The sequence below is a fragment of the Candidatus Poriferisodalis sp. genome (assembly GCF_965237655.1).
Classification (GTDB): Bacteria; Actinomycetota; Acidimicrobiia; order Acidimicrobiales; family Poriferisodalaceae; genus Poriferisodalis.
In genome coordinates this window covers 85,465-110,197 of the sequence record NZ_CBDEGB010000002.1, presented here as the reverse complement: position 1 = coordinate 110,197, position 24,733 = coordinate 85,465, and the positions used below count along the sequence as shown (strand labels likewise).

Below are 24,733 nucleotides of genomic sequence, written 5' to 3'. Positions count from 1 at the left end.
CATTCTTGAGCCTTCGTCTTTTTTTGGGATTCGGGCTGCTGGGCTCGGCGGGGTCAGGTTAGTAGCAGGCCGCGGGCTTCGAAGTTGGCGTAGTTGGTGAAGCCGTGGGCTCGGCGTCGCAGGACTTGGAGCAGGTTGTTCGTTCCCTCGATGCGTCCGTTGCTGGGCCGTCCTGTGTGGTGCCAGTCGAGGATCTGGGCATGCCAGGCGAGGAACGTGTCGACGGTGTCGCTGAACTCGGGTATCTGGCCGGTGCTGTAGATGTCCGCGAACCGGTCCAGGGCTGCCATCGCGCCGTCGTGGTCGTCGGCGAGATAGAGCTGGTGCAGCTCGCCGAGCGCTTCCCAGGCTGCTTTGAGCCGTGGATGGGCGGCGAACAGGGCGTCAAGGCGGGCCTGGTCGGCGGCGTCGAGCTTGTCGGGTCTGCGCATCAGCAGGAATCTCGCCCGGAACACGTCGCGGTCGAAAGCGGGCTTGGAGCCTTCGGGGCGGCGCTGGACGTCTCGGCGGACCGCGGTGAGCCCTGCTTGGAACCATCTGATGACGTGGAACCGGTCCAGGACGTGGCGGGCATGGCCGAGCTGGGCGTCGATCGCTGCTTTGTACGCCGCCGAGCCGTCGGACACCACGACCTTCACCGCCCGGCACCATCGGTGCCCTTGGGCGGCCAGGAACCCTGACAGTGCTGCCTGGCTGCGGTGGGGAACCATGGCGAGCACCTCGCCGGTGTCGCCGTTCACCAGTACCGTCACATAGCGGTGCCGCTTGCGGATCGAGGTCTCGTCCACCAGCAGCACCCGACACCTTTGCCGGCGCCGGCGGTCGCCGACCAGACCTGCATAGGCGACCACCAGCGCGTTGACCAGCTTCCAGCCCACTCCATGACGGCGGGCCGCCGAGCTGACCGTCATCGCACGGGCGTCTTTGACCAGCCGGCGCGCCAGACGCGCCGTGACACGGCCCTCGAACGCCGGGTGGTCCTCCATGAACCGCCGGCCGCCGCAGACCTCGCAGACCATGCGCCGCTGCTCGAACACCAGCACCACCGGCCGGCCCGACACCTCCAGGTCGCGGATCTCCCGGTCCCGGCGGTCATGGGCCTTCCCGCTCGGGGTCCCGCAATCAGGGCAACACGGGCGGCGCACCGTCGAGCGCACCCGCACCACCAGCCGCTCAGGCGCGTCGACCACCACCCCCAGCACCTCGACACGCGGCAGCCACAACCGCACCGACATAACATCACGCTTCATCGAGGCCCTCCAGGGTTCGGCGTCTGCAAACACCGATCCCAGCAGGGCCTCGACCCCTACAAGCGGACCCTCAACCCACCCTCATCCCAACAAAAGACGAAGGGCCGCATTCTTGGCCCACACGACACTCTGGCCGGTGTCGGCGCGCACACCCGCGAATGCGTAGATGCGGCCGCCATCGCCAGCGACTTCGAGGTCTAACGCCAGGCATCGGGACAGCGCTTCAGAAATAGTGGGCATGACTACGACATCATCCCCGATCTTGTCGGGACGTGACCACATAGGCGACGACTTCGCCGATTAGCCACACCTCCAGACGCGCGTAACGGCTGGAACAACCAACGGGCACCCGTCAATCGGGCTTGTCGGCCGAGACTGACGCAGGACTTCTGCACGTCTCGAGCGTGGCAACCCAACCTCGAGACGTTCGGCGCTCGGCCAGACTGAGCTTCTCAAGTTCAGCCATCGTCACGATGTCGTCGGACACATGCCGACCATGGGGCCAGCCTGATCGGGTCAAGCGGCTGATTTTCGCTGACATGGGGTGCCGAGGCGGTTCGCGGGGTCCGCTAGCAGTGTGGGACGCTGGCTCATGGCACGCATCACGGTCATTCCTGACGATGACTGGGACGGCGCGCTCGGCGAGCTTCATGCCCAGATCGTGGGTTACTGATCGGTTCGGCGAAGCCGCGATGCCATTCGCCAAGGGCCTCGATGGCCGCTTGACGGGAGTCACGCGATGAATATCCCGAAATGAGGCGTTGAGCCTCGGGTATACGATCCGCGGCATGCGCGAAGACGAGATCCGTCTCCGAGTCGGAGGCGAGGTCACCATCGAGCTCTTGTCCGGCGCCTTGGCGGAATTCACCAGAGCGCTGGATGCCGTCGAGGCGAGCCATGGCGCGAGCGTCCGCTGGGTCGTTGCCGGGCTCGACCATGGCAGTGCCACCGCCGTGGTGCGAGCCGTCCCCGCTGACGATCGCTCCGAAGCGCTCATCTTGCGCATGTGCATGAGCGTCGTAGAGGCCGGGCAGGCAGTCATGAGGGGCGAAGCCGACGTTGCATTGCCCGTGACCCGCCACATGACCAAGTTGCAGGCCTTCGCGAGCGGCGATCGGCCAGTCGCGATTGAATGCGCCAGCGGGGCGGTTGAGTTCATCTCTGGCGAAGCCGCCAAGCGAGCTGATGCCGAGATGGACCGCTTCGTGTCGTTGGGCACGATCCGGGGCCGCGTCGAGATGCTCTCGCATCGGCGCCGCCTTCACTTCAGCCTGTATGACCTCGTCAACGACTCTGCCGTGGCCTGCTTTCCCGCAGAGGACATGGAGCCCACAATGCGTGACGTGTGGGGTCACCTTGCCGACGTGACCGGCACAGTTCGACGCGACCCGGCGACCGATAGGCCGCACTCGATTCGAAACGTCACCAGCGTCGAGATCGTCGACGAGAGTCCCGGCACGTCCTACCGCTCGGCACGCGGCGTGCTCCAAACGCGGGAACCGGCTGAAGAGCTCGTTCGCCGAGTGCGGGATGACCAATAGCAGACAGCGCGTCTACCTTGACGCCAACGTGATCATCGCCTACCTGGCTGACGAAGCCGGCCGTGCGAGCGTCGCGGCGGCCTTGCTTGAAGATGCGCAGCGCGGGAACATTGAGCTGCTGACATCAGTTCTCTCAGTGACAGAAGTCGCGTTCATTGCGAGCGATCACGCGTCCGATGCCTCGAATGCCGACGAGAGCGCGATCGAGGCGCTTTGGTCCCCAGGGTCTCCGATCAGGCTGACGGACATCTCGATACGTATCGCTGAACGCGCTCGCTCCATCATCCGGACTGCCCGGTCAAAGGGCATGAGAAGTGTCAAACCTGCCGACGCGATTCATCTTGCATCGGCCGAAATCCACGGATGTGAACGGTTCTTCACATATGAACGCCAGACGACCCGAACCCAATGGGATGAACTCGTCGCGCCTGCGATCGCTGAGCCGTTCACAGACAGCCCGCAACTCGACCTCAGTTAGCGGGCCGGTGCTCAAGCGTGGCGACGGCTCGGCTGAACGATGCGAGCAGGCGCTCGACCCCAGCGGGATCACGCAGCACGCCGGACAGCAACGGGTGCACCGTCCAGCAATGCAGCAACAGACAAGGTGCCGTCGGTCGCACGCCGGGTTACCGGTCAGACGGGGTGCTCTTCGGGCGGTGCCAAGTTGATGCGCAGACGTGATGCCAGTTGCAGCAACTCCTCGTCGGTGCGGTCGGCGCCGAGGAACTCCACCAGCTCCTCTTGGCGCGGCTGGCCGAAGGCGAGGCGGTACGCAGCGAGGGACTTACGCAACTGCGGGACCGCTGCTGCGTCTCGGCTGAATGGCAGGACCGGCACATGGCGTTCGATCTTCGCTGGCCCTCGGTGGAACACCCAGTACGGCACCATCTCTCCGTCGGTCGGCCCCCTAGTGGCCGCCGCTGCGGCGAACAGTTCGTTCCAGAGATCGACGCCGGGGGCCAGGCCATTCGTGAGGAGGTCCGGGCCAAGCGTCGCGGCGATGTTGCGCCGGACGGCGTGGCCCTTGTACCTGTGAACGCGTCCCTCTCGCTGCTCCAAGTCCACGGGGTTGGAGGGCAGGTTCCAGTGGACCACTGCGTGACACCAGAGATGGAAGTCGAGGCCCTCTTGCCCGACTGAGGTGGAGGTGAGGACGAAGGGCCAGAACGGAGAGTTGAACGCCCTGGAAACGGATTCGACCCGGGCCTCGCCGCCCCCGTCCAGCGTCTGGTTGCCGAAGGCGACAGCGAATCGCGTGCGCATTGTGTGTCTGTCCAGGGCGACGCCTTGGCCGTTCCGCTCTCGGCGGGGGATGTCGACGCGGAACGAGGAGGTGCGAAGATCTAGGGCTTCCGCGACCGCGTAGCCGATGTCATCGGCTGCCGCAATGCGTCGATCATCGTCGCTCAAGCTCAGATGGCCGAGCCAGTCACGAAGCACATGGGCGTGCTCATCGAGTACGGCTTGGAGGTTGCCGTCGATCGAGTGTCGCAGGACATCGCGCCAGTATCGGCCGACGCCGTCTTCGGAGTCAGACTCGTCCGGCCTCCCGCCGACGACGACGCCTGTGACTTCCGGGGCGTTGAAGAAACCCCTGAACGCTGCGGCGATCCATGCAGCGTTCGACACCGTCGACTCGTGAGAGATCGGGAGCCCGACGGCCGCACTGACCGCCCGCAAGGCGCACTGCGCGGGCCCGCCGAGCGCAACCTCGGCGAGCACCTCCGCGAGGTCATCGGGTGGACGGCCGAGAGCCGTGTGGCCGTACTCGACCATCGACCGCGCCTCGGCAAGATGCGCTCGGAACGCGCTCCCGTCTTGGTCGCCCTCCCAGTGCGAGGCGCCGTCAGAGGCGAGCAGGAGGTCGATCGCCGAGGGGTGCAACTGCTGGTCGAGGTACAAGGGCGCAGCCCAGTACCACCTTCGATCCACGACGCCGTCGGTGGGCCCAGACCCAATGAGCGGTGCGATGGCGTCCGCTACTTGAGCTGCCACATCGGTGAGCACGTCCGAGACTTGGCGGCGCTCGCCTTGCCCCGTCTGTCGCGGGTAGCCAAGCTCGGCGAGACTCGGACTTGGCCATACGAAGAGAAACGCTGTCATCGTCGCTGCCCGGCGGGCTGCCCGCGCCTCCCCGGGTCTGGCCTCACTGGTGAAGCGCTCACTTGTGCGGAAATCGAGGCGCTGGCCACCACGTCGCCCGTATTCGGCTGTGTAACCGTGGCTGCGTCCGGCGAAGGCGTGACGCTCGGCCTCGAAACTAACGAGCGACGAGACGACCTTCGGCACAACTGCCCAGCTCGAGAAGATCAGGCGCTTTGTGAAGCTGGCAGCCTCAGGTGCCTCGTACACCGATCGGGTGTCGTAGTACCGAAGCGACGGGGGCATCCAGAGCAGCTCAAACGCACGATGGCGCTCCAGATCGTCGAGCAGCCAGCGAAGCCGCCCGTTCTGGGGGTCGATGCACTGATACGCCTCGACGTCCTCCCAACTCAATAGGCCAGGACCAGGATCGAACTTTCCATCGTCGGCGAGCCGGCCCTCGTCCGCGGCTTTCACGACGGCCTGCTTCAGCTTGTACCGCTCCATGAAGTTGACGAGGTACGGCCCGGACTTCCAGTACTCGGTGGGCTCGTGATGCTCCACCGTCTCGGCGAGGTCACCGATGCGCAAATAAGCGCGAAGGTCATCGGGCTCCACAGCTACTTGAGCGTCGAGCTCCCGGAGCATCCCGTCGCGGTCCGGTGTGGCCGCCAGCCGCTCTGTTCGTGCCATCACGTCGCGCAGCTCGGACCCGATGTCACCGCAGATTGACTCCGCGCCGGCGAATGACTCGACGGATGTGAGCGCAGATCGCAGAGCGGCAAAATGGCTCTGCAGCCGTTCGACTCGCGCCGGATCTTGGAACAGGAACGAACACGTGTCAACAAAGTCCGCGTAGTGGTCGCTGTCGATCTCATCAGCCGTCGTGTACATGCGATACGGGGTCGCCGAGAGCAGCAGCGTTCGGGTGGCGCGGCCAGTCTCGGGATCCTCGTAGTCGAAGAGGCGGTGGGCCAACTCGGCAGCGAAATTGTCGGGATCTGGCTGCAACAGGTCCTTGAACCGCTGGAACTCGTCCAGCACCACGAGATCGGGTTGGAGCGCCGCGATGCCGACGATCGCCATGATTCGGCGAACCTCACCGATCAGCTCCCGTCGGAGGTTCCACAGATCGTCAGGAAAGGCCCGCTTCCATTTCAACCCATCGACAAGCTTGTCGAACAGTGCGCGCAGCGTTGGTTTGGCATGGCGATTGCGTGACTCGTCAACCACCCCGAGTTCCTCGGTGAAGTCCCCGAGCGAGCCTGCGATTTGTGACCGATACCAGCGCTCTTTGGCGCGAAGGCGCTCATCGGGATCACCAGCCGTGATGCCTTCCCAGAAGATCCATCTAGCCGGGGCGGTCATGACGCCGGCACCCCAATGGGCGCGCAAGAACGTGTACGCCAAGCATCGCTCCCGGAACGTGCCTGTGCTGCGGCCAAACTTCAGCGACGTACCGGGCGTGATCGCAAGCAGATTGACGCCGGTCTGTGTGCCGTCACCGTCATTCAACTCCGCCAGGGGGAGCATGGCGAGCCGGCCGACGTCCTCGAGCGGCTCGATGCCTTTGGGGACGAGCTTGCGGAGGTTCTGGCGGGCGATCGCCGCGTTCGAGCAGACATAGACGATGTCATGGCGTGCATCGCCGATGCTTCCGAGATAATCGATGACCTGGGCGATGACGCCCTTGGCGACATGGGTCTTGCCAAGACCGACCTCGTCGGCCACCAAGAATCGGACCGCCGGATTCTGCTCATCGAACATCCGCTCGAATGTCCAGCGGGCGGTCCGCTGCTGGAAGTCCTTGAGATCGCCGAGGACCGCTTGGACGTCGATGTGCTGTCCAGTCACCGGGCGGCTGCTCCTGCGATTGCCACGTCATAGATGGCCGCCCACAGCTCGGCGAAGCCTGGTGGGAGCGCGCCATCCTCGGCCAGGTCCGACACGAGCGGGTGGAGCCCAGCGAGCTTTGCCGGGTCTCGCCGCATCGTTCTCAGCAATTTCTCCAAGACCGGCAGGCTCGCAGCACCGTGCCCGTCGCCAGAGGCGTCTGCGCCAACTCTCTCCACCGCCTCCAACAGGTCCATCTGCCCCGAGTCCTCATCGAGCAGCGCCAAGAGGTACCGAAGAAAACGCTCCGCATTCCCGACGAGTGCGCGCAGCAAGAACCGCTCACGGTGCTCTGGCACGTCGACCAACGGGACCGGCATCACGAACCCGGTCAGGGTGCTGTCCTCGTGAGCGAGCTCGAACGCGAGAAATCCGCTGATGGCCTCGAGGCTGGTCTCGAAGCGCACCTCGAAGGGCTTGCCCATGGCAACTCGTCGCCGATTGCCGGCCGATGCGAGCGGCCAGCAGTGGATCTCCGTTCCGTCGACAACCGGCACCGGCTCGGCTGATCGGTAGGTGACGGCCCATTCGGTACCGCTCTCGGTGACGAAGCCCTCGATCGGAAGCCGAGCGATGGCGCGGCGTGCGCTGACAAGCGACGCTGCCTCGGACGGATTGTCGACCGGCTCGGGTCCGCCATAGGTATTGAACAAATCGCGGAGGCCACGTTCGTCCTCCGTGCCGCCGCAGAGCCGATCGATGCCGAGCACTGCTGTGGGTCCGACCAGTTCAACGAGGATCTCGACGTTGCTGTTGAATGCGGCCCAGGTTGCGTTGGCGGAGCCGACGAACAGGCGTGCTCGGCCCTTGTCCTCGAAGGCGAAGACCTTGGCGTGCAGTCCGACGAGTGGACGGCCCGGGTCTTGGGGCGATGATCGTCCTTCTTCAGCTAGGAGATCGGCTGCACTGCCGTCGTCGAATGTGTACGCCGTGGCCACGTTGGCGAGTGCGCCCGGCACAAGAAGGTCGAGGGATTCCGCCCTGCTGACCAGTTCGTCGACCGGTGCCGGGTGCACTCGTTGGAAGAAGCCGTCGCTGACGAACGGCGAGATGATCAGTGACCGCTCGGCAGTGCCGGGCAGCGGTGAAGGCTGTTGGGTGATGCCCAGCACATGAATCCGCAGATCCTTCACACCTGTCGGCAGAGCGAATGCTGCGGTCCGCAGCGCTGCTGAGAGCGAGTGCACGCGCTGTTGGTGAGCTGGCGAGACAGCGCCGACCGCAGCGGTGAGGAGAACCTGGAACAATTCCCCTACAGGCTCGAGCACGGCACCGGTCGCATCCGCTGTCTCATCGAGGCGGAGCACCGTGTCCCAACTCGTATCGAATGTGAGATTCCGGCTGGCGATCAGCACACGCAGCCGCTGCTGCGGTGCTTGGCCGTCCGCCGGTTCATCACGAGCCTCGTAGCGAAGTACCCACACCTTGGGATGCACAATTCCGTGGTTCGGGGCGTCGACGGGGACAACCGCCCGCTCAAGGAAGGCGAAGACCCGTCGCGAGGGCGGCATGGCGATGTCGCCGACCTGGCTAAACACGGTGATCTTGCCGGCGTGGGACCGCAGAGCGTGAAGCAGCTCGATGGGCTCGTGTTGGCTTCCGTCGGAGACGATGCCGTCAGGCCCTGTAAGCGCGAACGCAGCAGGCGCCGCCAAGAGCGCCCGCAGGTCGAGCGTGAAGGTAACAGCCATCGCCGACTCGAAGCAGAAGCCGGCCGGTGGCCGCATCGCGTCGATGAGGGTCAGCCGGTTCGTGGGCTGGAGCATCAGGCGCCCGCCGTCAAGCCCGCAGCAATGTCTGCGAGATAGCTCCGAGTGATGCCCCATCGGTAGTCGAACTGGCCGCCAAACGATGCCTGGTTCCAGTTCTCCAGAGCGGCCCGATGGGCCAGCCGGGCTCGCTTTGACTTGAGGCGGATTTCCCGGTCGCGGATGCGTCGGTGGACCGCCGGGTCGTCGACGAAGCCCTCAGGGTCGTCCACTGCTCGCGTGACCATTGCGGTGACGAAATCTCGGGCACCGGCGCTGACACCGTGTTCGGCCAGAAAGCTCCAGAACTCGGGCAGGTCTGCGGCCCAGGAGCGAAAGTCCTCGTGCCCGTCGGCAATCAGCTGCGCCCAGTCGACGAGATGGTCGAGCTGGCGCGATTCGAGTTCGTGTGTGTCCCAGCCGAACTCTTGTCTCGCCTTGCGCGCAAGAAGCACGTTGTAGACGTGCTGTGGGCCGACGGTCAGCTCGGAAAAGCAGCGGGCGTGGCGCAGGACCTCGACGAGTTGATCGGGCATCCCGTTTGTCGGCAGTTCCCACGGGTAGGCGACGTCGGCCGCTAGGCCCGGCATGCCGCACAGGACGGCCAGCAGCGTGCCTTTGTGATGCCGTCGGATGTGATCTGCCAAGAGATGCGCCTCATCGGGGCCAAGGTCGAAGGTGATGTCGCCTTGCAAGAAGTCCTCCGGGGCGGGCGGGAGTTGCGCCCACATTGCCACCGTCCGCTTCGCCGCGTTGTTGTCGTCATCGCGTTCGGGCCGGTGTCGCCCAAGGGTGGCTGCCATCTGGCCGTATTCAGTGATGCTGAAGTCGAGCCGTCTCAGGCCCCAAGTCCCCATGCCGCCCCAGTAGGCCTCGCTCGGCATGCGCTTGAGATCCCGGCCAGCGGTGTAGCCGATGACCCCTTGGTTGGAACCCAGGTGACGGAGGCAATCGATGAGCCGCGCCTCGTCTTCGCGGAGCCTGCGGCGGTACTCCGCCGGAGAAACGCGCTGGGTCTCGAGGCCGGCGAAGATCCATGGCAGGAAAATGAAGTAACGGAGCCTGGTCTGGATGGTCGAGGTGCCCGGGCTGAGTATCGCCGAGAAGGCGTCGCGTACCGTGCCGAGGCCCAGAACGTCAAGAGTCCCGGGCCCCTCGAGCGCTCGCAGCAGCGTGCCCACTCGCTCGCGTGCCGCGTCATCGAGATCGAGCCAGCCAAGCGACGATGCGGGTGCGTAGGCGGTTGTCATCTCCAATGCCTGGCTCCTGTGGTGCCGTCACCGATTAGGTCGTCAACCGAGATCTTGCCTCAATTCGGGACGATCTGCGGTGGAGAAGCGCGCCGACTCGAACCGCCGATGTCGCACCCCAAGAAGCCCGATCGACTGACATTGAGCGAGCCTTGGGGACTCAATAGACGTCACGACCCGTTGACCAACGGCAGCACCCACCATCCAAGGAACGCCGGGAGGCACACGTAGCTGCAGATGAGGCCTGCCATCGCAATGCGCCGGCCCTTCACTGCAAACTTCTTCGCTCGGTGTCGACCTAGGTGGCCCATGACCACACCGAAGGGCGCAGTCAACCCATTGCTCAGGAATGCCACGATCCCGAGGACGAGCGCCATGGTTGCTGTGGGATTGCTGCCCAGTCGGTCGCGACGCTCCTTGCCTCTCGAGCGGTAAGCGCGAACCGGGGACGTGGGCTCCTGGGGCGAGGGGGCATTTGGCGGTCGAGCATCATGTCGCGGGAAAGTGGGTTCGTGCCCCACCGCGATCGGGTCTTGGCCAATCGAATCTGGGCTCGGAAATGGCGCGGTCGAATTGGGGTGCGACGACGGAGCGGTGTTCGGAGCCTCCACAGATCTCACCGGGCGAGGCGACTTGCGGTCAGGTTGTGTTGATCTCCGTCGGCCGTCTTGGCTCTTATTCCAGGCACCGCCTTCCAAGCGCTTCAAGAGATTCGCCTTGGCGTCCCAGCTCTCGTCGAGCGCTGCTCCCATCTCGCTCGCGACACGCTGAGCCTCATCACCGACGACTTGCGCTACGAGCTCCGTGTTGTGATGCAGCCCCTGATTGGTCAGGTTGGCTGAACCTATGACGACGCCGGCCGGGCGACCTCCGGCACCGTGTGGCATCACCGCCCACGCCTTCGCATGCACGGTCCGGTAGCCACCCTTGCGTCGATACCAGTTTGTGACCTTCACGTCGGCACGCTTGATGAAGCGAATCGCCCCTGCACGGTCCGCTGGGGAGACCCTGTCAGTCGCGAACCCGGTTCGTGTGTCCCCAATCAGCAGTCGGACCGGTCGCCCGACGGTTTGTTCATTCAGCCAGCGCAGCCCTGCAGCCGAGGCATAGCCGACGAGAGCCCAGACCTCGCCAGTTGGACATTCCCTCATCAACCGCTCGATGCGGTCCACCGCCTGAGTCACGTGGGCGGAGTCTATGAGCGGAACCAAAGTGCTGATCTTCGGTTCCGCGAAGCGGAGCGCGCCCGTGTGAAACGCTGCACCATGGCACGCATCACGGTCATTCCTGACGACGCTTGGGACGGCGAGCTCGGCGAGCTGCATCCCCGGGTCGTGGACCGCACCTACGGCCGGGTCGACCACATCTTGGCCATCCACTCGCTGAACCCCCGCTCCATGGCAGCACACCAAAGCCTCTACGAATCGGCCATGGCCGGCACCGCGACGCTGCGCAAGGTCGAACGCGAGCTCATCGCCCTGGTCGTCAGCCTCGCCAACGACTGCCACTACTGAGTGGTCCACCACCGGCGCGGTCTGCGCCGGCTCATCAACAACGACGAACTTGTCGCCGCCGTCGAGCACGACTGGACCACCGCCCCGCTGTCGCCCAAGCGCACCGCCATGCTGCGCTTTGCGGTCAAGCTCACCGAAACCCCGGGCGCAATGAACGACGCCGACGCCGACGCCCTGCGAGCAGCCGGCTTCTCGGACCGGGACATCCTCGACATCGTCGAGGTCGTCGGCTACTACGCCTACGCCAACCGCATCGCCGACGGGCTCGGCCTCGAAACCGAATCCTGGATCCCCGAATGACCCGCAACATGACAAACGAAACAGCACGCTCCATCTCCGAGGTCGTCGCCAACGATCTGTGCATCGGCTGCGGGCTGTGCGAGGCGCTCACCGGCGGCAGGGTCGCGATGGTGATGACACCGGTGGGGTCGCTGCGGCCCTCGCCTACCGATGCGTTCACACGCCACGAGGAGACCCAGCTCATGGCCGCGTGCCCGGGCACCGTGGCGCAGGCTCGAGCCGAGGACGGCATCGCTGTCGATCCCGTGTGGGGAGCCCACCGGTGGATGTCCTATGCGTGGGCCGGCCGGCCTGACACGCGCCATCGCGCCGCGACCGGCGGCGTGCTGACCGCATTGGGCGCCCATGCGCTGAACACCGGCCGGGCGGATTTCGTGCTCCATGTCGGGGCCGACCCCGAACGGCCCATGCGCAGCCGTTGGGTCCTGTCGCCCGACCCCGACTCGATCCGGGCCAACACCAACTCGCGCTACGGACCGACTGCGCCGCTCTCCGGCCTCGCCGCAGCGCTGGAGCGCCGGCGTCGGTTCGCCATCATTGCGAAGCCCTGCGACCTCGGGGCCGTGCACGCCCTCTCGAAGTCTGACCCGCGTGTCGACGAGCTGTGCGTGATCCGCCTGGCGCTCGTCTGCGGCGGCCAGTCGCGCCTGTCAAAGTCGCAGGCGGTCCTCCACGAATTCGGCATCGACGAAGGCGAACTCACGCTGTTCCGCTACCGCGGGCATGGCAACCCGGGACCGACGGTCGTCGAGACCGCCGCCGGCGATCGCTACGCCAAGACCTACTTGGACATGTGGGAAGACGAGTCCGGCTGGGACGTCGAGACCCGCTGCAAGCTGTGCCCCGACGCTCTGGGCGAAGCCGCCGATGTCGCCGCGGCCGATGTCTGGCCGGGGGGTTCGCCAACCGGCGAGGACGAGGGGTTCAACGGCATCGTCGTCCGCACGGCAGTCGGCGAGGAACTTGTGGCTTCGGCTGTCGCATCGGGAGACCTCGTGCTCGGCGACCCCATCACGCCCCGCCAATTCGACGGCCTCCAGCCGCACCAGGTACGCAAGAAAGAGGCCCTGGCCGCTCGCTACCAGGGGCTGTGCGACTCCGGTGTCGCCCCTATCGAGACCCACGGCCTGCGGATTTCCGAACTCGGCCGGCGGACGGACGCAGAAAGGTTCGCACAACAGCGCTCCGGTGCCCAGCGAAGGATCGAAGCGGCACGATCCCGCCTGCTCTCAGACTGACCTGCGGCCCCGCCGCGCTTGAGCTGCCTACTCCTTGTGAAGCGTTATGTGTATTGCAAGATCACTGAGTCAATGATATATCTATACTCATTCAGATCTCATAATGATATATATATATATCAGAATATGCCAGCAGGTGACCTGTGCTGCGAGACCAACGAGCCCAATCACGACGCCGCCTCGACCAGCGTTTCAGTCGGCACGGCAACCTGTCCGAACTCGCCCCACCCACCCAAGGATGGATCCGAACGCTGCGTGACGCGCTGGGGATGACCAGCGGCGACCTGGCTCGCCGCATGGGCGTTCACCAGTCACGCGTCCCCGCAATTGAACGCGGTGAACGGGAACAAACCATCAAGATCGACACACTCGCCCGGGCTGCCGATGCCATGAACTGCGATCTCGTCTACGTACTCGTGCCTCGCACCGGCCTCGACGAAATGGTCGCTGATCAGGCCCTGCGCAGGGCCATCAAGCACCTGCGAAACGTCACTGCTCATTCACGGCTTGAGGACCAAGAGGTCACTCCCGACGAACTTGAAGCTCAGATCGCGGACCTCGCCGCTGAGTTCCGACAGCGGCGTGATCTCTGGCGAACTGCGCACGACAACCGCCGATGAGCGACCTCTCCGCCCCGCTCGGGGACGGACATACGCTGCTGCCCGACGATGACCGAGCCGGCCTGCTTCAGCCGGACATCGCGACACGACAAGAACTCTTCGCCGCTGAGCAGCGCAACATCGCCACGGCCCTGCTGCGCCCGCAGCCGACACTGCCGGTGCTTCTCGACGACAGGTACCTACGCGGCCTTCACAAAGCCATGTTCGGCGAAGTTTTGGCCCGGGCTGGCCGGTATCGGCGGTCGGAAACCAACATCGGCATTCCACCGACGTACATCACTGAGGAAGTGCGGAAGGTCGTAGATGACGCTGCCACATGGGTGGAGCACAAGACGTACGAGCCTGACGAACTTGCAGTCCGATTCCACCATCGTCTTGTCGACATCCACCCCTTCGCCAACGGCAACGGCAGGCACAGTCGCATCAGCGCCGACTTGCTCATTGCGAACCTCGGCCGGGCCGCATTCAGCTCGGGCCACAACCTCGGCTTGCCGACAGAAACACGCCGCCAGCGCTACCTCGCAGCGTTGCACTCGGCCGATGCGGGTGAGATTGACGACCTCGTCTCATTCGCCCGCAGCTGAGCCGAGACGATCGTCAGCGTTGTTCTCGTCGACCGTGTCGGGCAAAGTCAGCTTCAGGACGAACGTCGGCGACACGTCGGCGGCCGCTCGGCCCGCGCACGAGATCACCGTGCATCTGCCGCCTTTCGGAACTCATCGATTGACCTCCAGGGTGGCACTAGCTTTCGCGGCCATGCTCCGCCTGATGTCTCGATCCCGTCATGCTGTGCTGGTCGTCAGTCTCGCCGTTGCACTGTTCGCGGCCCCCTGCTCGTCCGATGCAGCGGATGCTCCCGTCGAACCTGATGATGCCGAACAGCTCCCGTCGGTAGTTGATGCGGTGGTCCCCGCCGAATCGCCGCCCTCCGAAGCGCGCATCGAAACCCTGCTGGCGACACCCGATCCGGTCGCTCCGATTCGCGAGCACACCGTGAGCCTGTTCGAAGGGGCTTACGAGTGGGTGTTCGCAAACGGGACCCGCGTCGTATTCGCCCCCTCCGATCTCGAGTCCAACTACGTGGACATGACGGCGCAGAGCCTGGGCGGCTAGTCGCAGCTGCCGGTGGGCAGCGCAGGGCTGCGCGACGCCATCACCGGCGCAGTCAACACCAGCGTCATGGTCGACTACTACGAGTGGGAATTCGACGAGAATCCCGCCGGAACTACGGCTACAACAAGCTCCACGGGGTCAAGTGCGCCCGCTTCTCACCGAGCAGGTCGAAATCCTGCAGACCCACAAGGACAACTACGACAACAACCCGCATTGGACCGCCGTAGTCGAATTGGACGACGCGCGCTACCAAGACAGCCCCTGGTACCACTTCAACCTGACCCAGGAAGAGATCGACGCTGATGACAGGCATTCGGGCCTCTCCCTGCAGTTCGGCGCCGAAGTGCCAGTCACGGTGAAGACCATGGTCATTGCCGATCTCATATCCACCCTGCTGGACGACCTGCTCGAGAGCGCTGTCCGGGAGGAACTCGGCGAGCCCTACACCGTCGGGGCCTCCTTGTGGCCGCTCATCGAAGTCGGCATGTGGGACAACTACCTCAGGGCGTCAGTCCCCACGGAAAGCCTCGAGCAGACCAACTCGACGGTCGTCGAGACCGTCGCCGCGTTAATCGCCAGCAGGCCAGCCGAGGCCGACCTGGCCCAAGCAAAATCGGCGCTGCGGGACCGCTACCAGCTCGACCGCAACAGCGAGATTATCGAGGCGCTGCTGCAACGCCGCCACCTCGACGATGCACTCGTCGGCACGCCCGAACATCGGCTCGCGGTCCTCGACGAGATCACCACCGCCGACGTCCAGCGGTACGTGTCACTGTTCTTCAACCTCGACAACCGCATCGAACTGTTCCTCAGCGCCGAATAGCAGGACGAAGATATAGGGCCATGGCACGTTGGACCGACTTCGGAGTCCGCCACAACCCGCCGATGAGCGGGCGCACGGTTGTCACCGAGATCGCTCCACCGCTGATTCCCTTCGTGGACGAGCGGGTCGCCCTGCGCGGCAGCCCGTTCCTCGGCATCACCACCGACGGGAACCCCCGGCGAGGGCTCTTCGAGCTGAAGCCGACCGGGAAATCGCTCACCCCGCTCGCCGAAGCCGCAAGTGCCTTCCTGGACGGGCTCACCAGCGAGCAGCGGGCTCGCGCACAACAGCCTCTCGAAAGCGAGGACTGGCGCGCGTGGATCAACGTGCACATGAACTTCTTCCGCCACGGGGTGATGCTCGAGGACCTGGACCTCGCAGGGCGCCAGCGGGCCCTCGACCTGCTGCGTGCGACGCTGTCGGCGCGGGGGTTCGGCCAGGCCCGCGACATCATGCGCCTGAACGAGCTCCTCCGCGACGTCACCGCAAGCCCAGACGAGTTCGGCGAGTGGCTGTACTTCGTGACCGTGTTCGGCAACCCCTCCTCGGACGAGCCGTGGGGCTGGCAGATCGACGGTCACCACCTGGTTGTCAACTGCGTCGTCGTCGGCGATCAGATGGTCCTCACACCGACGTTCATGGAATCGGAGCCGCGGGCTGCCGACGCCCGCCAGCACGACGAGCGGAGCGCCCCCACCGCACGCTGTCGCCGCGGACGAACGCCGGGGGTCAGTGCTTCGGGCGATCGTCTTCGGAGTCGTCGTCATGCAAGACCGCGTGCGTGACAGCTTCGCTGTCCGGCTCGGGCACTTCGAAGTGGCCGAGAGCATGGGCGATGAGCGCATCGAGGGCTGCCTGCCGCTCAGCGACGACATGGTCGACGAGCCCGTCGCGCTCCAGATCGGCGGCGTCGGCGGGGTCGGCCGCCCAAGCGAGCACCGCTATCTCAGGGTTGTGCTCACGTGCGACGCGGGCGAATTGTTCGACGGCGAACGGCGGGCTGTCCACGGCGAGAGCAACCCGGGCGTCACGCAAGCCTGCCCGGTCTGCGATGAATTGACGCGACACGTCGCCTGCCACCACCGTGCGGCCTGTCGCGGCTGCCCATTGCTGTGCTGCTGGGTCCATCGAGACGACGGTGTGGGGCACGTTCGCCAACTCCAGGGCAGCCACGATCCGGCGGGCCCGGGGCCCGAAGCCGTTCACGACAGCGTGGTCGCGCAGCGGCTCGTGCTCGCCGGGATCTGGTTCGCGGGCGGAGTGACCTAGCGGGCGATCCTTCCAGTCGTCGCTGTCGCCTGTCTCGAGCCGCGCCGCGAGAGACTCACCGAAGCGCACGCTGTAAGGGCCAAGTGCCATCAGCAGAACGGCAACCGATATGAAGGCATCGGTGCCGTCTTGCAGACCCGCAGGCATCAGCCCGACTTCCTCGCCGGCTCGTTCGAGCACGAAGGAGAACTCGCCGATCTGGGCAAGCACCATTGCCGAGGAAACGACTACGGCTCGGGGCTGCCGCAGCAGCACTCCGGCGACTGCAGTGGCGAACAGCTTGACGGCGACAACACCGAGCGCCAAGCCGATCACCAACGGCAGGTTGCTCGCGAGAAATCTGGCGTCGACGAGCATGCCGATCGACACGAAGAACGTCGCGGAGAAGAGAATCTGCAGCGGCATCACCTCGCCGAGGGCCCTCGCCGCGACGCGACTCTCGCTCACCATCAGCCCCGCAAGGAACGCGCCCAATGAGATCGAGACATCAAGCAGGCTGGTCACGTACGCGGTCCCGAAACAGATCGCCAAGATGGTCAGCAGGAACACCTCTGTCGACTGGTGCCGTGCCAAGAGCCTCAGGATTGCGGGGACCAGCGTGCGGGCGACGAAGACCACGGCGACGATGATCCCGACCGCTTTGGCCAACGCGACCCCCACGTCGGCGGGACCCGTCGTCTGGCGGCTCAGCAGCGGCACGAACAGCACCATGGCGACGATGGCCAAGTCTTGAAAGATCAGCAGGGCGACCGACATATTGCCCATCGGCGATGTCGTGGCACGCCGCTCAGCGAGCACCTTGAGCACGATCGCCGTGCTGCTGAGCGAGACGAGCAACCCGGTGAAGACCGATGTTCGCCAATCGACGCCGAAGGCGGCGACGATCGCTGTGACGACTCCGGTGGTCAGGACCACCTGAATGGCGCCGCCGCCCAGAAACAGCGACGCCAATCGGCGTACCCGATCGAGACTGAATTCGATCCCGAGGGTGAACAGCAACAGCATCACGCCGATGTCCGCTGACTGGTCAACGAGATCGATGTCGCCGATGAGGCCGAAGCCGCCGGGTCCGATCACCACACCCGCGATCAGGAAGCCGACGATTGGCAAGACACCGAACCGCGAAGACAGGAAAGCGATCAGCGTTCCTGCTACCAGCAGAATCGCAAGTTCGGTCAACAGCGGTGGTGCTGACGCAGCCATCAGCATTTGTCTTGGAGGCTATTGGTGCCAGCGTCAGCCGTGGAGCCCGCATCGGGCGACCGCAAACGCGGCTCGTCACGCCGGTTCCGCCTGGCTCGCGGATGCCAACTGCATCGCCGACGGGCTCGGCCTCGAAACCGAATCCTGGATCCCCGACTGACCCGCAACCCAACCCAGCCCACAATGAGAAGAGCCTGGAAGCACGGCTAGCTCGGTTCGTAGAACTGGACGTAGAACTCGGCGCTCGCATCGGGCTCGACGTGGTGGCGGACGCGGGGAACGATCGGGACTCGACTGCCGGCCGTAGCGACGATCCGCCGCGGTGTCTCGTCGACGAAGAGCACCGAGCCGGCGAGCACAACGAGTTCGGCCCATGTGGTCGTGACGTGTGCCTTCGTCAGCGCGGCAGGCACCGTGTCCAGGCTGAATGTGGGTGTGCGGCGCCCTCGGACCGCCGAGGCCGGGACTTCCGGCCCGTCGCTGCTCTCGATCACCGAACTCGCCCGCGACTGGTCACGAAGCGCGTGCCACGACACGAACGTCGGCGTCGAGAGCAGCTGCAATTCGTTGCAGTGTGCGGGTGGTAGGACTTGTCGCACCACGTTCGATCCGACTGATGTCAGCCTGATCGATGCCGCAGCGCTCAGCCAACTCAGCCTGGATCAGATCGTGCTGTTCGCGCAGCGCCACGACCTGCAACCCGATCTCGTACGCCTGTGCAAGCACCTCGGCCTGCACCGCAGCGTCTGGGCCAAGTCGCGCTCGGCGTGCCGCAGTCGCTTCGTCGTATGTGCGCGCCATCAGCGGATGCCTCCTTGCCGACCAGTATGGGTAATTCCCCATGCGCTGCCAACCGTTCGCTGATCTGGCACGACGCTGACGCTGCTCGAGGTCCGCGATGGCGCCCGAGGGTCGGCCACCACTCGACAGCATGTGCGCGACGGTGCCGAGATTGAGCTTCCGCCTACCCTTGGAAATGCAGCGCAGGCCAAGTTCGAGCGGGAGTAGGGTGCGCGCCATGGCGACGAGAATCAGTCCACGGACCGGTTACCTGTTCGCTGCACCGAGCGGGTTGCACGGCGCTGCTCGGATCTTCGACTTCTGGGGTGTCTACGACGACTACAACCTCAGCGACGAACCAGAGAACGACCTCCTGCTCGCGATATTCCAAGACTGGCTGACAATGGAGGAGGATGCGCACGCGGCGCTCATGGCATCGTCGGGAGTCCATCCCGAGTGAGCGATCCGAGTTCGGACGCTGACGACTCCGACGACGCACTCCCTGTACCGGCTCAGCCCGAGCCCACCGAGTCCGAGGCGACGAAGCCCGACGTGGGACACGAGACCTCGCTGACCGCGATCTCGATCAGCCAGATCACGCGCCAGGTGCAACTGTTCGTGCCGTCAATGATCCAGGTCATCGGCGACGTAGCCGACAGGCATCCGGATATCGCACACAAGATCGTCGACGACATCATCGACAAGGGTCAGCACCGCCAAGAAATTGAGCGCGTTGTAGTCCGAGGAAACGACCGGCGTGCAGACCGGGGCCAGCTGCTCGCATGGATCTTCGCTGTTCTCGCGTTGTTCTGTGGATTCGTCCTGATCATGACTGATCGTTCGTCCTACGGCATCGCCGTCATTGTCACAGCTGTCGCGCCACTGGTCGGTGTCAACCTCATCGGCCGATATGTCGCGCAACGGGAACGTCGTCGGAAGATGACTCTGCCTGTGATTCAAGACGTGGACGAGGAGCCGCCGGAACCCGATGAAGGCGACTGAACGGCGCGCTCGGCGAGCTTCATCCCCGGGTCGTTGATCGCACCGACGGCCGGGTCGACAACATCGGGGACATCGTCGAGGTGGTCGGCTACTACGCGTACGCCAACCGGATCGCCGACGGGCTCGGCCTTGAAACCGAATCCTGGATCCCCGACTGATCCGCAACCCAACCCAGCCCACAATCAAGAAGGCCCGGAAACGTTGCGCACGGGCAGGCTCGACGGCTTGTGTTCGGCGACTACGGATCGATTCGAGGGCCTGCTGTACTCCGGCACATCACACTTGTTGCGGAGCCCGGCCAGACAGGGCGACGTCCTCGCGGCCGCCTGCTGCGTCACTCTCGGCCAAGGCCATGGCCCGCCGGCTCGAAACGATTCCCATCACCCCCAGCGGCAAATACAGCAACGTACCGACGTGCCGCCAGGTGTACGCGAGGCCGAACTCAGGGGCGCTCGTGTGCCCGGACAGCCATTCACGAGCAACCAGAGCGCGAAATCGGGCATGCGACACCAGCAACAAGCAAGCAGACGCCACCATCAACAGCACCAGAACAAGCCTGCCATGAGGCACCGCTGCGCTCGTCGGAATACCCGCCTGTCCGTGCAGCCAGAACCCAGCGGCGGCCGAGAATCCCACGATGAACTTGACCCAATTCGAGATTCCGTCATCGCGCGGACCGATCAGCCGTCCGTCCGCCCAGCGAGGCCGGCGCCATACGGAGCCACGTCGAGAACCGTCGAGCCGACGACGGTCTCCGCAAGCGCGTCGCAGCGTCGATGGAACCCCTTCAAGGGATTCTCGGCCGACTGGCCAGCTAGGGCACACGAATCACCTCGCACTCGATGACGTCGTGATGATCGCAGCAGCAGTCCTTCGCATCGAAACCGAACTCTGAACTACCCACTGATCCGCAACCCCATCCAACCACGAAACAGACAGCCCGCGGCCGGCTAAGTTCCCAGCCCCAACACAACCACAGCCGCAGCCTGTCCGTTCCGTCGACCCGTCGGCCATCACAGGGGTCGCCTCACCACGGTCAGCCATCACACGAATTCCAGATCGGCAGTCGTATCCTGCGGGCACGACCGCTCTGCGCTCCCCCGTGCTGGTGGTGTCAATCGACGGATTGGCTCCCCGCCACATCACGCGTGCCACCATGCCCGCGCTGACCACCCTGGCGCTCGAAGGGGCGTCGTGCTTCAACGCACGCACTGTGACGCCGCCATGGACACTCCCGGTCCACGCCTCGATCTTCCGGGGCGTTGATCCCGCCGCCCACGGGTTGACCGACAACACGCCGGCGCCACTGCGCACCGACGCGCCCTCGTTCCTGAAAGCGGCCCGGCAGGCCGGTCGCTCCACCGCGATGTTCGTCAGCTGGCTGCCGCTCGACACTGTGATTGAGCCCGACGCGGCCAACCAGCGGTTCGTGATCGACGGCGGCCATGACCTTGACGACGACCGCCGCACGGTCGACACCGCGATCGCGGCCATCACCGACGGTCGCCACGACCTCACGTTCGTGTATCTCTGCCGGCCCGACCTCGACGGTCATGCCCATGGCTGGGACAGCGCCTCCTACATCGCCGCGGCCACGCAATCAGACACAGCGCTGGCCCGGCTGCTCGACGCGGCCGGACCCGAGGCATCGGTGCTGGTGAGCACCGACCACGGCGGGCTCGGCACCAACCACACCGACCAAGTCCCCGAAGTGCTGGACACCTTAGTGGTGGTGCGGGCGCCGGGCCGCGTCCCGGCCGCCTCGGGCTGGCCGACCGCTTCGCCCCTCGATGTCGCCCCGACCGTCGCCGACCTGTGCGGATTCGCGCCCGACCCCCGCTGGGAAGGGTCGACGCTGCTTGGCCGGGAACTCCCGCTCGCCGACGTCCTGATGGACCTGCTGGCCGCTACCGCCCTCGAGTCCTACGGCGAGCAGGTGACGATGCTCGACCACGCACTGCAGACCGCCGCCGGGGCCGCTGCGGACGGTGCCGGCGATGAGATGGTGCTCGCCTGCCTGCTGCACGATCTCGGACACATCCTGGGCAACGCCGGCGAGTGGGGTCTGCCCAGCCACGCCGAGGTCGGGGCCCGGGCCCTCGGACCGCTCCTGTCCCCCGCTGTCGTCGAGCCCATCCGGCACCACGTCACCGCCAAGCGGTACCGCGTGACAGTCGAGCCGGCCTACCGCGAGCGCCTCAGCAAGGCCTCGCAGATGTCGTTGGCCGAGCAGGGAGGCCCGCTGGGTCCAGACGACACCGAGGCGTTCGCAGCCGGCGCTTTCGCCGCCGAGGCAATTCGGCTGCGCGCTTACGACGACGTCGGCAAGGTGGACGGTCTCAAGGTCGACGGCGGGGCCAAAGCTCCGCTCGAGACCTACCGGGGCCTGATTGCCGCAGCGCTCGCGCCGCAGCGTCCGATCGATCCGGCGTGGGCACGCGACGCCTGCCGGTGCGCCGAGTGCCGCGACTCCCGCAACGATCAACACCTCATCGATGCCACGGTGTTGGAGGGATGGACCGTGGTCCGTACCGACCGCGCTGTCCGTACCGACCGCACCGACGACGAGCTCACCGTCACCCTGCATCACCGTTCGGGTGAGCGGCACGTCTGCCGCATTCCCGCCACAGAACTCGCCGACGTGCAAGCCGAGCCGTGGCCGCCGGCGTTCGCAAAGCAGCTTCGTGCCGACGCCACGAGCTGGACCGGTGATTACGTCCCGTTCGTCGACCAACTCGCCCGGCGCGGCATCGCCCTCTTCGGTGATTGCGGGGTCGAGCCCGCAACGGTCCTCGAGGTCGGCAACACCATCGGGTTCGTGCGAGATACCAACTATGGCGCCCTCTTCGACGTCATCGCCGAACCCGACCCCGTCAACCTCGCCTACACCCCGCTCGGCCTGCCCGCCCACACCGACAACCCGTATCGCAAGCCGTGCCCGACCGTGCAGTTGCTGCACTGCCTGACCGCGGCCGCCGACGGCGGCGCCAGCCGGTTCGTCGACGGCTTCGCCGCTGCCACGCACCTCCGACAAAGCGACCCCGCCGCGTTCGGGACGCTGACGACGACCGACGTCACCTTCCGCTTCCGCAGCGCGGAAGCAGATCTGCAGGCCCGGCGCCCACTCATCGAACTCGACCGCGACGGGACAGTGCAGGCCATCAGCGTCAACAACCGCTCGATGGAGCCCCTGCCGGCCAACCGAGCCGAAACCGCGACGTTCTACGGCGCGTACCGCACCTTCATCGACCTCCTCGACCGCGACGACTTCGCGATCGAGATCACCCTGCGCCCCGGTGAGCTAGTGGGGTTCGACAACCGTCGGATCTTGCACGGCCGGCGGGCGTTCCGATCAACCGACCACCGGCACCTGCAGGGCTGCTACATCGACATCGACGCCATCCGCTCGGCCGCACGACTCGCGAGCATCGGACGAGTTCGGCCCACGTGGTCGTGACGTGTGCTCTCGTGAGCGCAGCAGGCACGGTGTCGCGGCTAGATGAGGGTGTACAGCGGCCACTGCCCCCGCGCGGCCGGCCAAGCGCCCGGCGCAAACGCAAACACGCAGGATGCACAGAACCCCGTGAACCAGATCATCCGCAGCCAGGCTCGTACCGAGAAGTGGTTGGGCAGCCGCTGCACGAAGGGTGCGAACGCGGTCAAGCTGAGCGACAGCACGAGCACTCCCATCACCAGGCCCCAGCGGCTGGCGAACGGAACCACCAGCTGATCGCTGCGCCGAGCAGCATCGCCGGCACGCACACCAAGAACCAGTGCCCCACCCCCGTACGCCAGCGCATCTGCAGTCCGCGACCCTTCGGCGTCAGCGGGCGGCGCGGGCTCGGCTTCGACCGATCGTGCGCTCGGACGCGGCTGTCGTGGCACGATCAGTCGTGGCTCGGTTCGTTGGGACGGTGACGGCGAGCCACTGAGCCCGCGATGGTCCGCAGCGGCGTGGCCGAGATCTCGAAGACCGCTCCGACGAGCTGCGCCGGTGCGCGGGCGGCCTCGATGAGGCCTCGACCCAGCACGTCTCCGGCGGTCCGGCCCGAGGGGCGACGAATCCATCCCACCGAGACGAAGACCCCGAGCGACAGGGCTGCAACCAGCACCATGAATGCTGTGACCCAGATCCAACCGCCCGGCCGACCGAGGAGGGGGAGGTCGGCGAAGTTCATGCCGAAGAAGCCGACGACGAGCGTCAACGGCAGCATGATCGCCGCGTACACGGTCAGAACCTTGGTCACCTCGGTTGCTTGGCGGGCTTCGGCGCCCCGGTAGGCGTCAAGACTCTCCGCGAGCGCGGTTCGCGCCCCGTCGACACCTTGAGCGGCACGCGACGCCGTGTCGAAGACGTCCGAGAAACGGCGCCGACCCGCGTCAGTGACCATCGATGAGGTGGAGCGTCGAAGGATGTCGAGTGCTTCGCGCTGGGGATGCACGGACCGGCGCAGCGCCGCCAAGTCGGCGCGGACTGCGGTGATCTCGTGGAGGAAGTCGGCATCGGCCCGCAATGCGAGCCCGGTCAATTCCTCGTTGCGGTCGTCGAAGACATCCAGCACCGTGACGAGCCGGCGAGTGGCGACATCGGCCAGCCGGGCGAGAGTCTCGTCGGGGCCGCCGTTGGCGACTTCGGGCTGGCACATGACGCCGTCCCAGAGCACATCAACCGACGGCGACTGCCCGCTGTGAATGGTGACAAGGCACCGCTGCGAGAGGAAACAGCTCAGTTCGTAGCAATCGATGCGCTCGCCGCTCAGCGCATGCAGAACGACGAACACCGAGCTGCCGAAGTCGTCGACCTTGGGAAGATCGGTGTCCTGGACTGCGTCGCGGACGGCAAGCGCATCCAGCCCCAGCACGTCGGTGAAGGCGCTGACTTCTTCCTCTTCGTCGGGCGCCGCCGTGATATCGATCCACACCCAGCCGGATCCGGGCAGCGTCGTCGGCGGCTCCATAGCTTCGGCGCACTCACTCGCGCCGAACCGAAGCGCTCGAATCAACACTGACACGATGCTGGCACGCCCGCACAGCGAACTGGCTGATCCGCGTTCAGGCGGGACGACAAGCGGCGGCGTGGCGTCATCCAGCCAGCCAATAGCTTCGA

At 65.6% G+C, this 24,733-nt stretch carries 26 protein-coding genes; 13 read left to right on the top strand and 13 right to left on the bottom strand.

Annotation, left to right across the window (positions count from 1 at the left end; all coding sequences use genetic code 11):
* Positions 1–53: 53 nt before the first annotated feature.
* Complete coding sequence (locus tag ACPXYO_RS08460; protein ID WP_423918973.1) at positions 54–1,250, bottom strand: ISL3 family transposase; 1,197 nt, start codon at positions 1,248–1,250, stop codon at positions 54–56.
* A gap of 81 nt (positions 1,251–1,331) precedes the next feature.
* Complete coding sequence (locus ACPXYO_RS08455; protein WP_423918970.1) at positions 1,332–1,532, bottom strand: hypothetical protein; 201 nt, start codon at positions 1,530–1,532, stop codon at positions 1,332–1,334.
* 506 nt (positions 1,533–2,038) lie between these two features.
* Between ACPXYO_RS08455 and ACPXYO_RS08450 the strand changes: the two genes are divergently transcribed.
* On the top strand, positions 2,039–2,791 hold the full coding sequence (locus ACPXYO_RS08450; protein WP_423918967.1) for a hypothetical protein: 753 nt from the start codon (positions 2,039–2,041) through the stop codon (positions 2,789–2,791).
* Positions 2,781–3,269: a type II toxin-antitoxin system VapC family toxin gene (locus tag ACPXYO_RS08445; RefSeq protein WP_423918964.1), complete on the top strand. Its 489-nt coding sequence runs from the start codon at positions 2,781–2,783 to the stop codon at positions 3,267–3,269. Before ACPXYO_RS08450 ends, ACPXYO_RS08445 begins: the two co-directional genes overlap by 11 nt.
* 155 nt (positions 3,270–3,424) lie before the next feature.
* On the opposite strand, the gene ACPXYO_RS08440 is transcribed toward ACPXYO_RS08445, so the two are convergent.
* The 4 genes from ACPXYO_RS08440 to ACPXYO_RS08425 all read right to left on the bottom strand — a co-directional run bounded on the left by ACPXYO_RS08440 (position 3,425) and on the right by ACPXYO_RS08425 (position 10,948).
* On the bottom strand, positions 3,425–6,727 hold the full coding sequence (locus ACPXYO_RS08440; protein ID WP_423918961.1) for a DEAD/DEAH box helicase: 3,303 nt from the start codon (positions 6,725–6,727) through the stop codon (positions 3,425–3,427).
* The gene (locus ACPXYO_RS08435; protein ID WP_423918958.1) at positions 6,724–8,532 is read right to left on the bottom strand and encodes a phospholipase D family protein; all 1,809 of its coding nucleotides are present in this window, start codon (positions 8,530–8,532) and stop codon (positions 6,724–6,726) included. The genes ACPXYO_RS08440 and ACPXYO_RS08435 overlap by 4 nt, the downstream gene beginning before the upstream one ends.
* Positions 8,532–9,764, bottom strand: a complete 1,233-nt coding sequence (locus ACPXYO_RS08430; protein ID WP_423923788.1) for a DUF6361 family protein — start codon at positions 9,762–9,764, stop codon at positions 8,532–8,534. Before ACPXYO_RS08430 ends, ACPXYO_RS08435 begins: the two co-directional genes overlap by 1 nt.
* Positions 9,765–9,934: 170 nt before the next feature.
* Entirely contained in the window at positions 9,935–10,948 is a 1,014-nt protein-coding gene (locus ACPXYO_RS08425; protein WP_423918956.1) for a DUF4190 domain-containing protein, read from the bottom strand.
* An 81-nt stretch (positions 10,949–11,029) separates the two neighbouring features.
* On the opposite strand from ACPXYO_RS08425, the gene ACPXYO_RS08420 reads away from it, so the two are divergent.
* The 5 genes from ACPXYO_RS08420 (at position 11,030) to ACPXYO_RS08400 (ending at position 14,020) form a co-directional block, all read left to right on the top strand.
* Complete coding sequence (locus ACPXYO_RS08420) at positions 11,030–11,278, top strand: carboxymuconolactone decarboxylase family protein (RefSeq protein ID WP_423918953.1); 249 nt, start codon at positions 11,030–11,032, stop codon at positions 11,276–11,278.
* Complete coding sequence (locus ACPXYO_RS08415) at positions 11,279–11,578, top strand: peroxidase-related enzyme (protein ID WP_423918950.1); 300 nt, start codon at positions 11,279–11,281, stop codon at positions 11,576–11,578.
* Between the two features lie 8 nt (positions 11,579–11,586).
* Positions 11,587–12,816, top strand: coding sequence for a Coenzyme F420 hydrogenase/dehydrogenase, beta subunit C-terminal domain (locus ACPXYO_RS08410; protein ID WP_423918947.1), 1,230 nt, complete (start codon positions 11,587–11,589; stop codon positions 12,814–12,816).
* A 143-nt stretch (positions 12,817–12,959) separates the two neighbouring features.
* Positions 12,960–13,436 carry a mobile mystery protein A gene (locus tag ACPXYO_RS08405; RefSeq protein WP_423918945.1) on the top strand — a complete coding sequence of 159 codons (477 nt, stop codon included), beginning with the start codon at positions 12,960–12,962 and terminating at the stop codon, positions 13,434–13,436.
* Positions 13,433–14,020: a mobile mystery protein B gene (locus ACPXYO_RS08400; RefSeq protein ID WP_423918942.1), complete on the top strand. Its 588-nt coding sequence runs from the start codon at positions 13,433–13,435 to the stop codon at positions 14,018–14,020. The genes ACPXYO_RS08405 and ACPXYO_RS08400 overlap by 4 nt, the downstream gene beginning before the upstream one ends.
* Here ACPXYO_RS08400 and ACPXYO_RS08395 read toward each other — a convergent pair.
* The gene (locus tag ACPXYO_RS08395; RefSeq protein WP_423918940.1) at positions 14,003–14,128 is read right to left on the bottom strand and encodes a hypothetical protein; all 126 of its coding nucleotides are present in this window, start codon (positions 14,126–14,128) and stop codon (positions 14,003–14,005) included. The genes ACPXYO_RS08400 and ACPXYO_RS08395 overlap by 18 nt on opposite strands.
* 64 nt (positions 14,129–14,192) lie before the next feature.
* Here ACPXYO_RS08395 and ACPXYO_RS08390 point away from each other — a divergent pair, with 64 nt between their 5' ends.
* From ACPXYO_RS08390 to ACPXYO_RS08380, 3 genes are all read left to right on the top strand, one after another.
* Positions 14,193–14,549 (top strand): hypothetical protein, encoded by a 357-nt coding sequence (locus ACPXYO_RS08390; RefSeq protein ID WP_423918937.1) that lies wholly within the window; start codon positions 14,193–14,195, stop codon positions 14,547–14,549.
* 142 nt (positions 14,550–14,691) lie between these two features.
* Positions 14,692–15,372 carry a hypothetical protein gene (locus ACPXYO_RS08385; RefSeq protein WP_423918934.1) on the top strand — a complete coding sequence of 227 codons (681 nt, stop codon included), beginning with the start codon at positions 14,692–14,694 and terminating at the stop codon, positions 15,370–15,372.
* A gap of 20 nt (positions 15,373–15,392) precedes the next feature.
* On the top strand, positions 15,393–16,157 hold the full coding sequence (locus ACPXYO_RS08380; protein ID WP_423918931.1) for a DUF3500 domain-containing protein: 765 nt from the start codon (positions 15,393–15,395) through the stop codon (positions 16,155–16,157).
* Here the strand turns inward: ACPXYO_RS08380 and ACPXYO_RS08375 are convergent.
* The 3 genes from ACPXYO_RS08375 to ACPXYO_RS08365 all read right to left on the bottom strand — a co-directional run bounded on the left by ACPXYO_RS08375 (position 16,102) and on the right by ACPXYO_RS08365 (position 18,645).
* Positions 16,102–17,850 carry a cation:proton antiporter gene (locus tag ACPXYO_RS08375; protein ID WP_423918928.1) on the bottom strand — a complete coding sequence of 583 codons (1,749 nt, stop codon included), beginning with the start codon at positions 17,848–17,850 and terminating at the stop codon, positions 16,102–16,104. The genes ACPXYO_RS08380 and ACPXYO_RS08375 overlap by 56 nt on opposite strands.
* Before the next feature lie 200 nt (positions 17,851–18,050).
* Positions 18,051–18,338 (bottom strand): DUF1971 domain-containing protein, encoded by a 288-nt coding sequence (locus tag ACPXYO_RS08370; RefSeq protein ID WP_423918925.1) that lies wholly within the window; start codon positions 18,336–18,338, stop codon positions 18,051–18,053.
* A 19-nt stretch (positions 18,339–18,357) separates the two neighbouring features.
* Entirely contained in the window at positions 18,358–18,645 is a 288-nt protein-coding gene (locus ACPXYO_RS08365) for a helix-turn-helix domain-containing protein (protein WP_423918920.1), read from the bottom strand.
* A 217-nt stretch (positions 18,646–18,862) separates the two neighbouring features.
* Here ACPXYO_RS08365 and ACPXYO_RS08360 point away from each other — a divergent pair, with 217 nt between their 5' ends.
* Positions 18,863–19,084 (top strand): hypothetical protein, encoded by a 222-nt coding sequence (locus ACPXYO_RS08360; protein ID WP_423918917.1) that lies wholly within the window; start codon positions 18,863–18,865, stop codon positions 19,082–19,084.
* Positions 19,081–19,626 carry a hypothetical protein gene (locus ACPXYO_RS08355; RefSeq protein WP_423918914.1) on the top strand — a complete coding sequence of 182 codons (546 nt, stop codon included), beginning with the start codon at positions 19,081–19,083 and terminating at the stop codon, positions 19,624–19,626. The genes ACPXYO_RS08360 and ACPXYO_RS08355 overlap by 4 nt, the downstream gene beginning before the upstream one ends.
* A 276-nt stretch (positions 19,627–19,902) precedes the next feature.
* On the opposite strand, the gene ACPXYO_RS08350 is transcribed toward ACPXYO_RS08355, so the two are convergent.
* Positions 19,903–20,172, bottom strand: a complete 270-nt coding sequence (locus tag ACPXYO_RS08350; RefSeq protein WP_423918911.1) for a hypothetical protein — start codon at positions 20,170–20,172, stop codon at positions 19,903–19,905.
* Positions 20,173–20,728: 556 nt separating this feature from the next.
* Between ACPXYO_RS08350 and ACPXYO_RS08345 the strand changes: the two genes are divergently transcribed.
* Positions 20,729–23,083, top strand: a complete 2,355-nt coding sequence (locus ACPXYO_RS08345; protein WP_423918908.1) for a TauD/TfdA family dioxygenase — start codon at positions 20,729–20,731, stop codon at positions 23,081–23,083.
* A 38-nt stretch (positions 23,084–23,121) separates the two neighbouring features.
* Here ACPXYO_RS08345 and ACPXYO_RS08340 read toward each other — a convergent pair whose 3' ends face one another.
* Positions 23,122–23,511, bottom strand: coding sequence for a hypothetical protein (locus tag ACPXYO_RS08340; protein WP_423918905.1), 390 nt, complete (start codon positions 23,509–23,511; stop codon positions 23,122–23,124).
* A 2-nt stretch (positions 23,512–23,513) separates the two neighbouring features.
* On the bottom strand, positions 23,514–24,584 hold the full coding sequence (locus tag ACPXYO_RS08335; protein WP_423918903.1) for a magnesium transporter CorA family protein: 1,071 nt from the start codon (positions 24,582–24,584) through the stop codon (positions 23,514–23,516).
* Between the last annotated feature and the right edge of the window lie 149 nt (positions 24,585–24,733).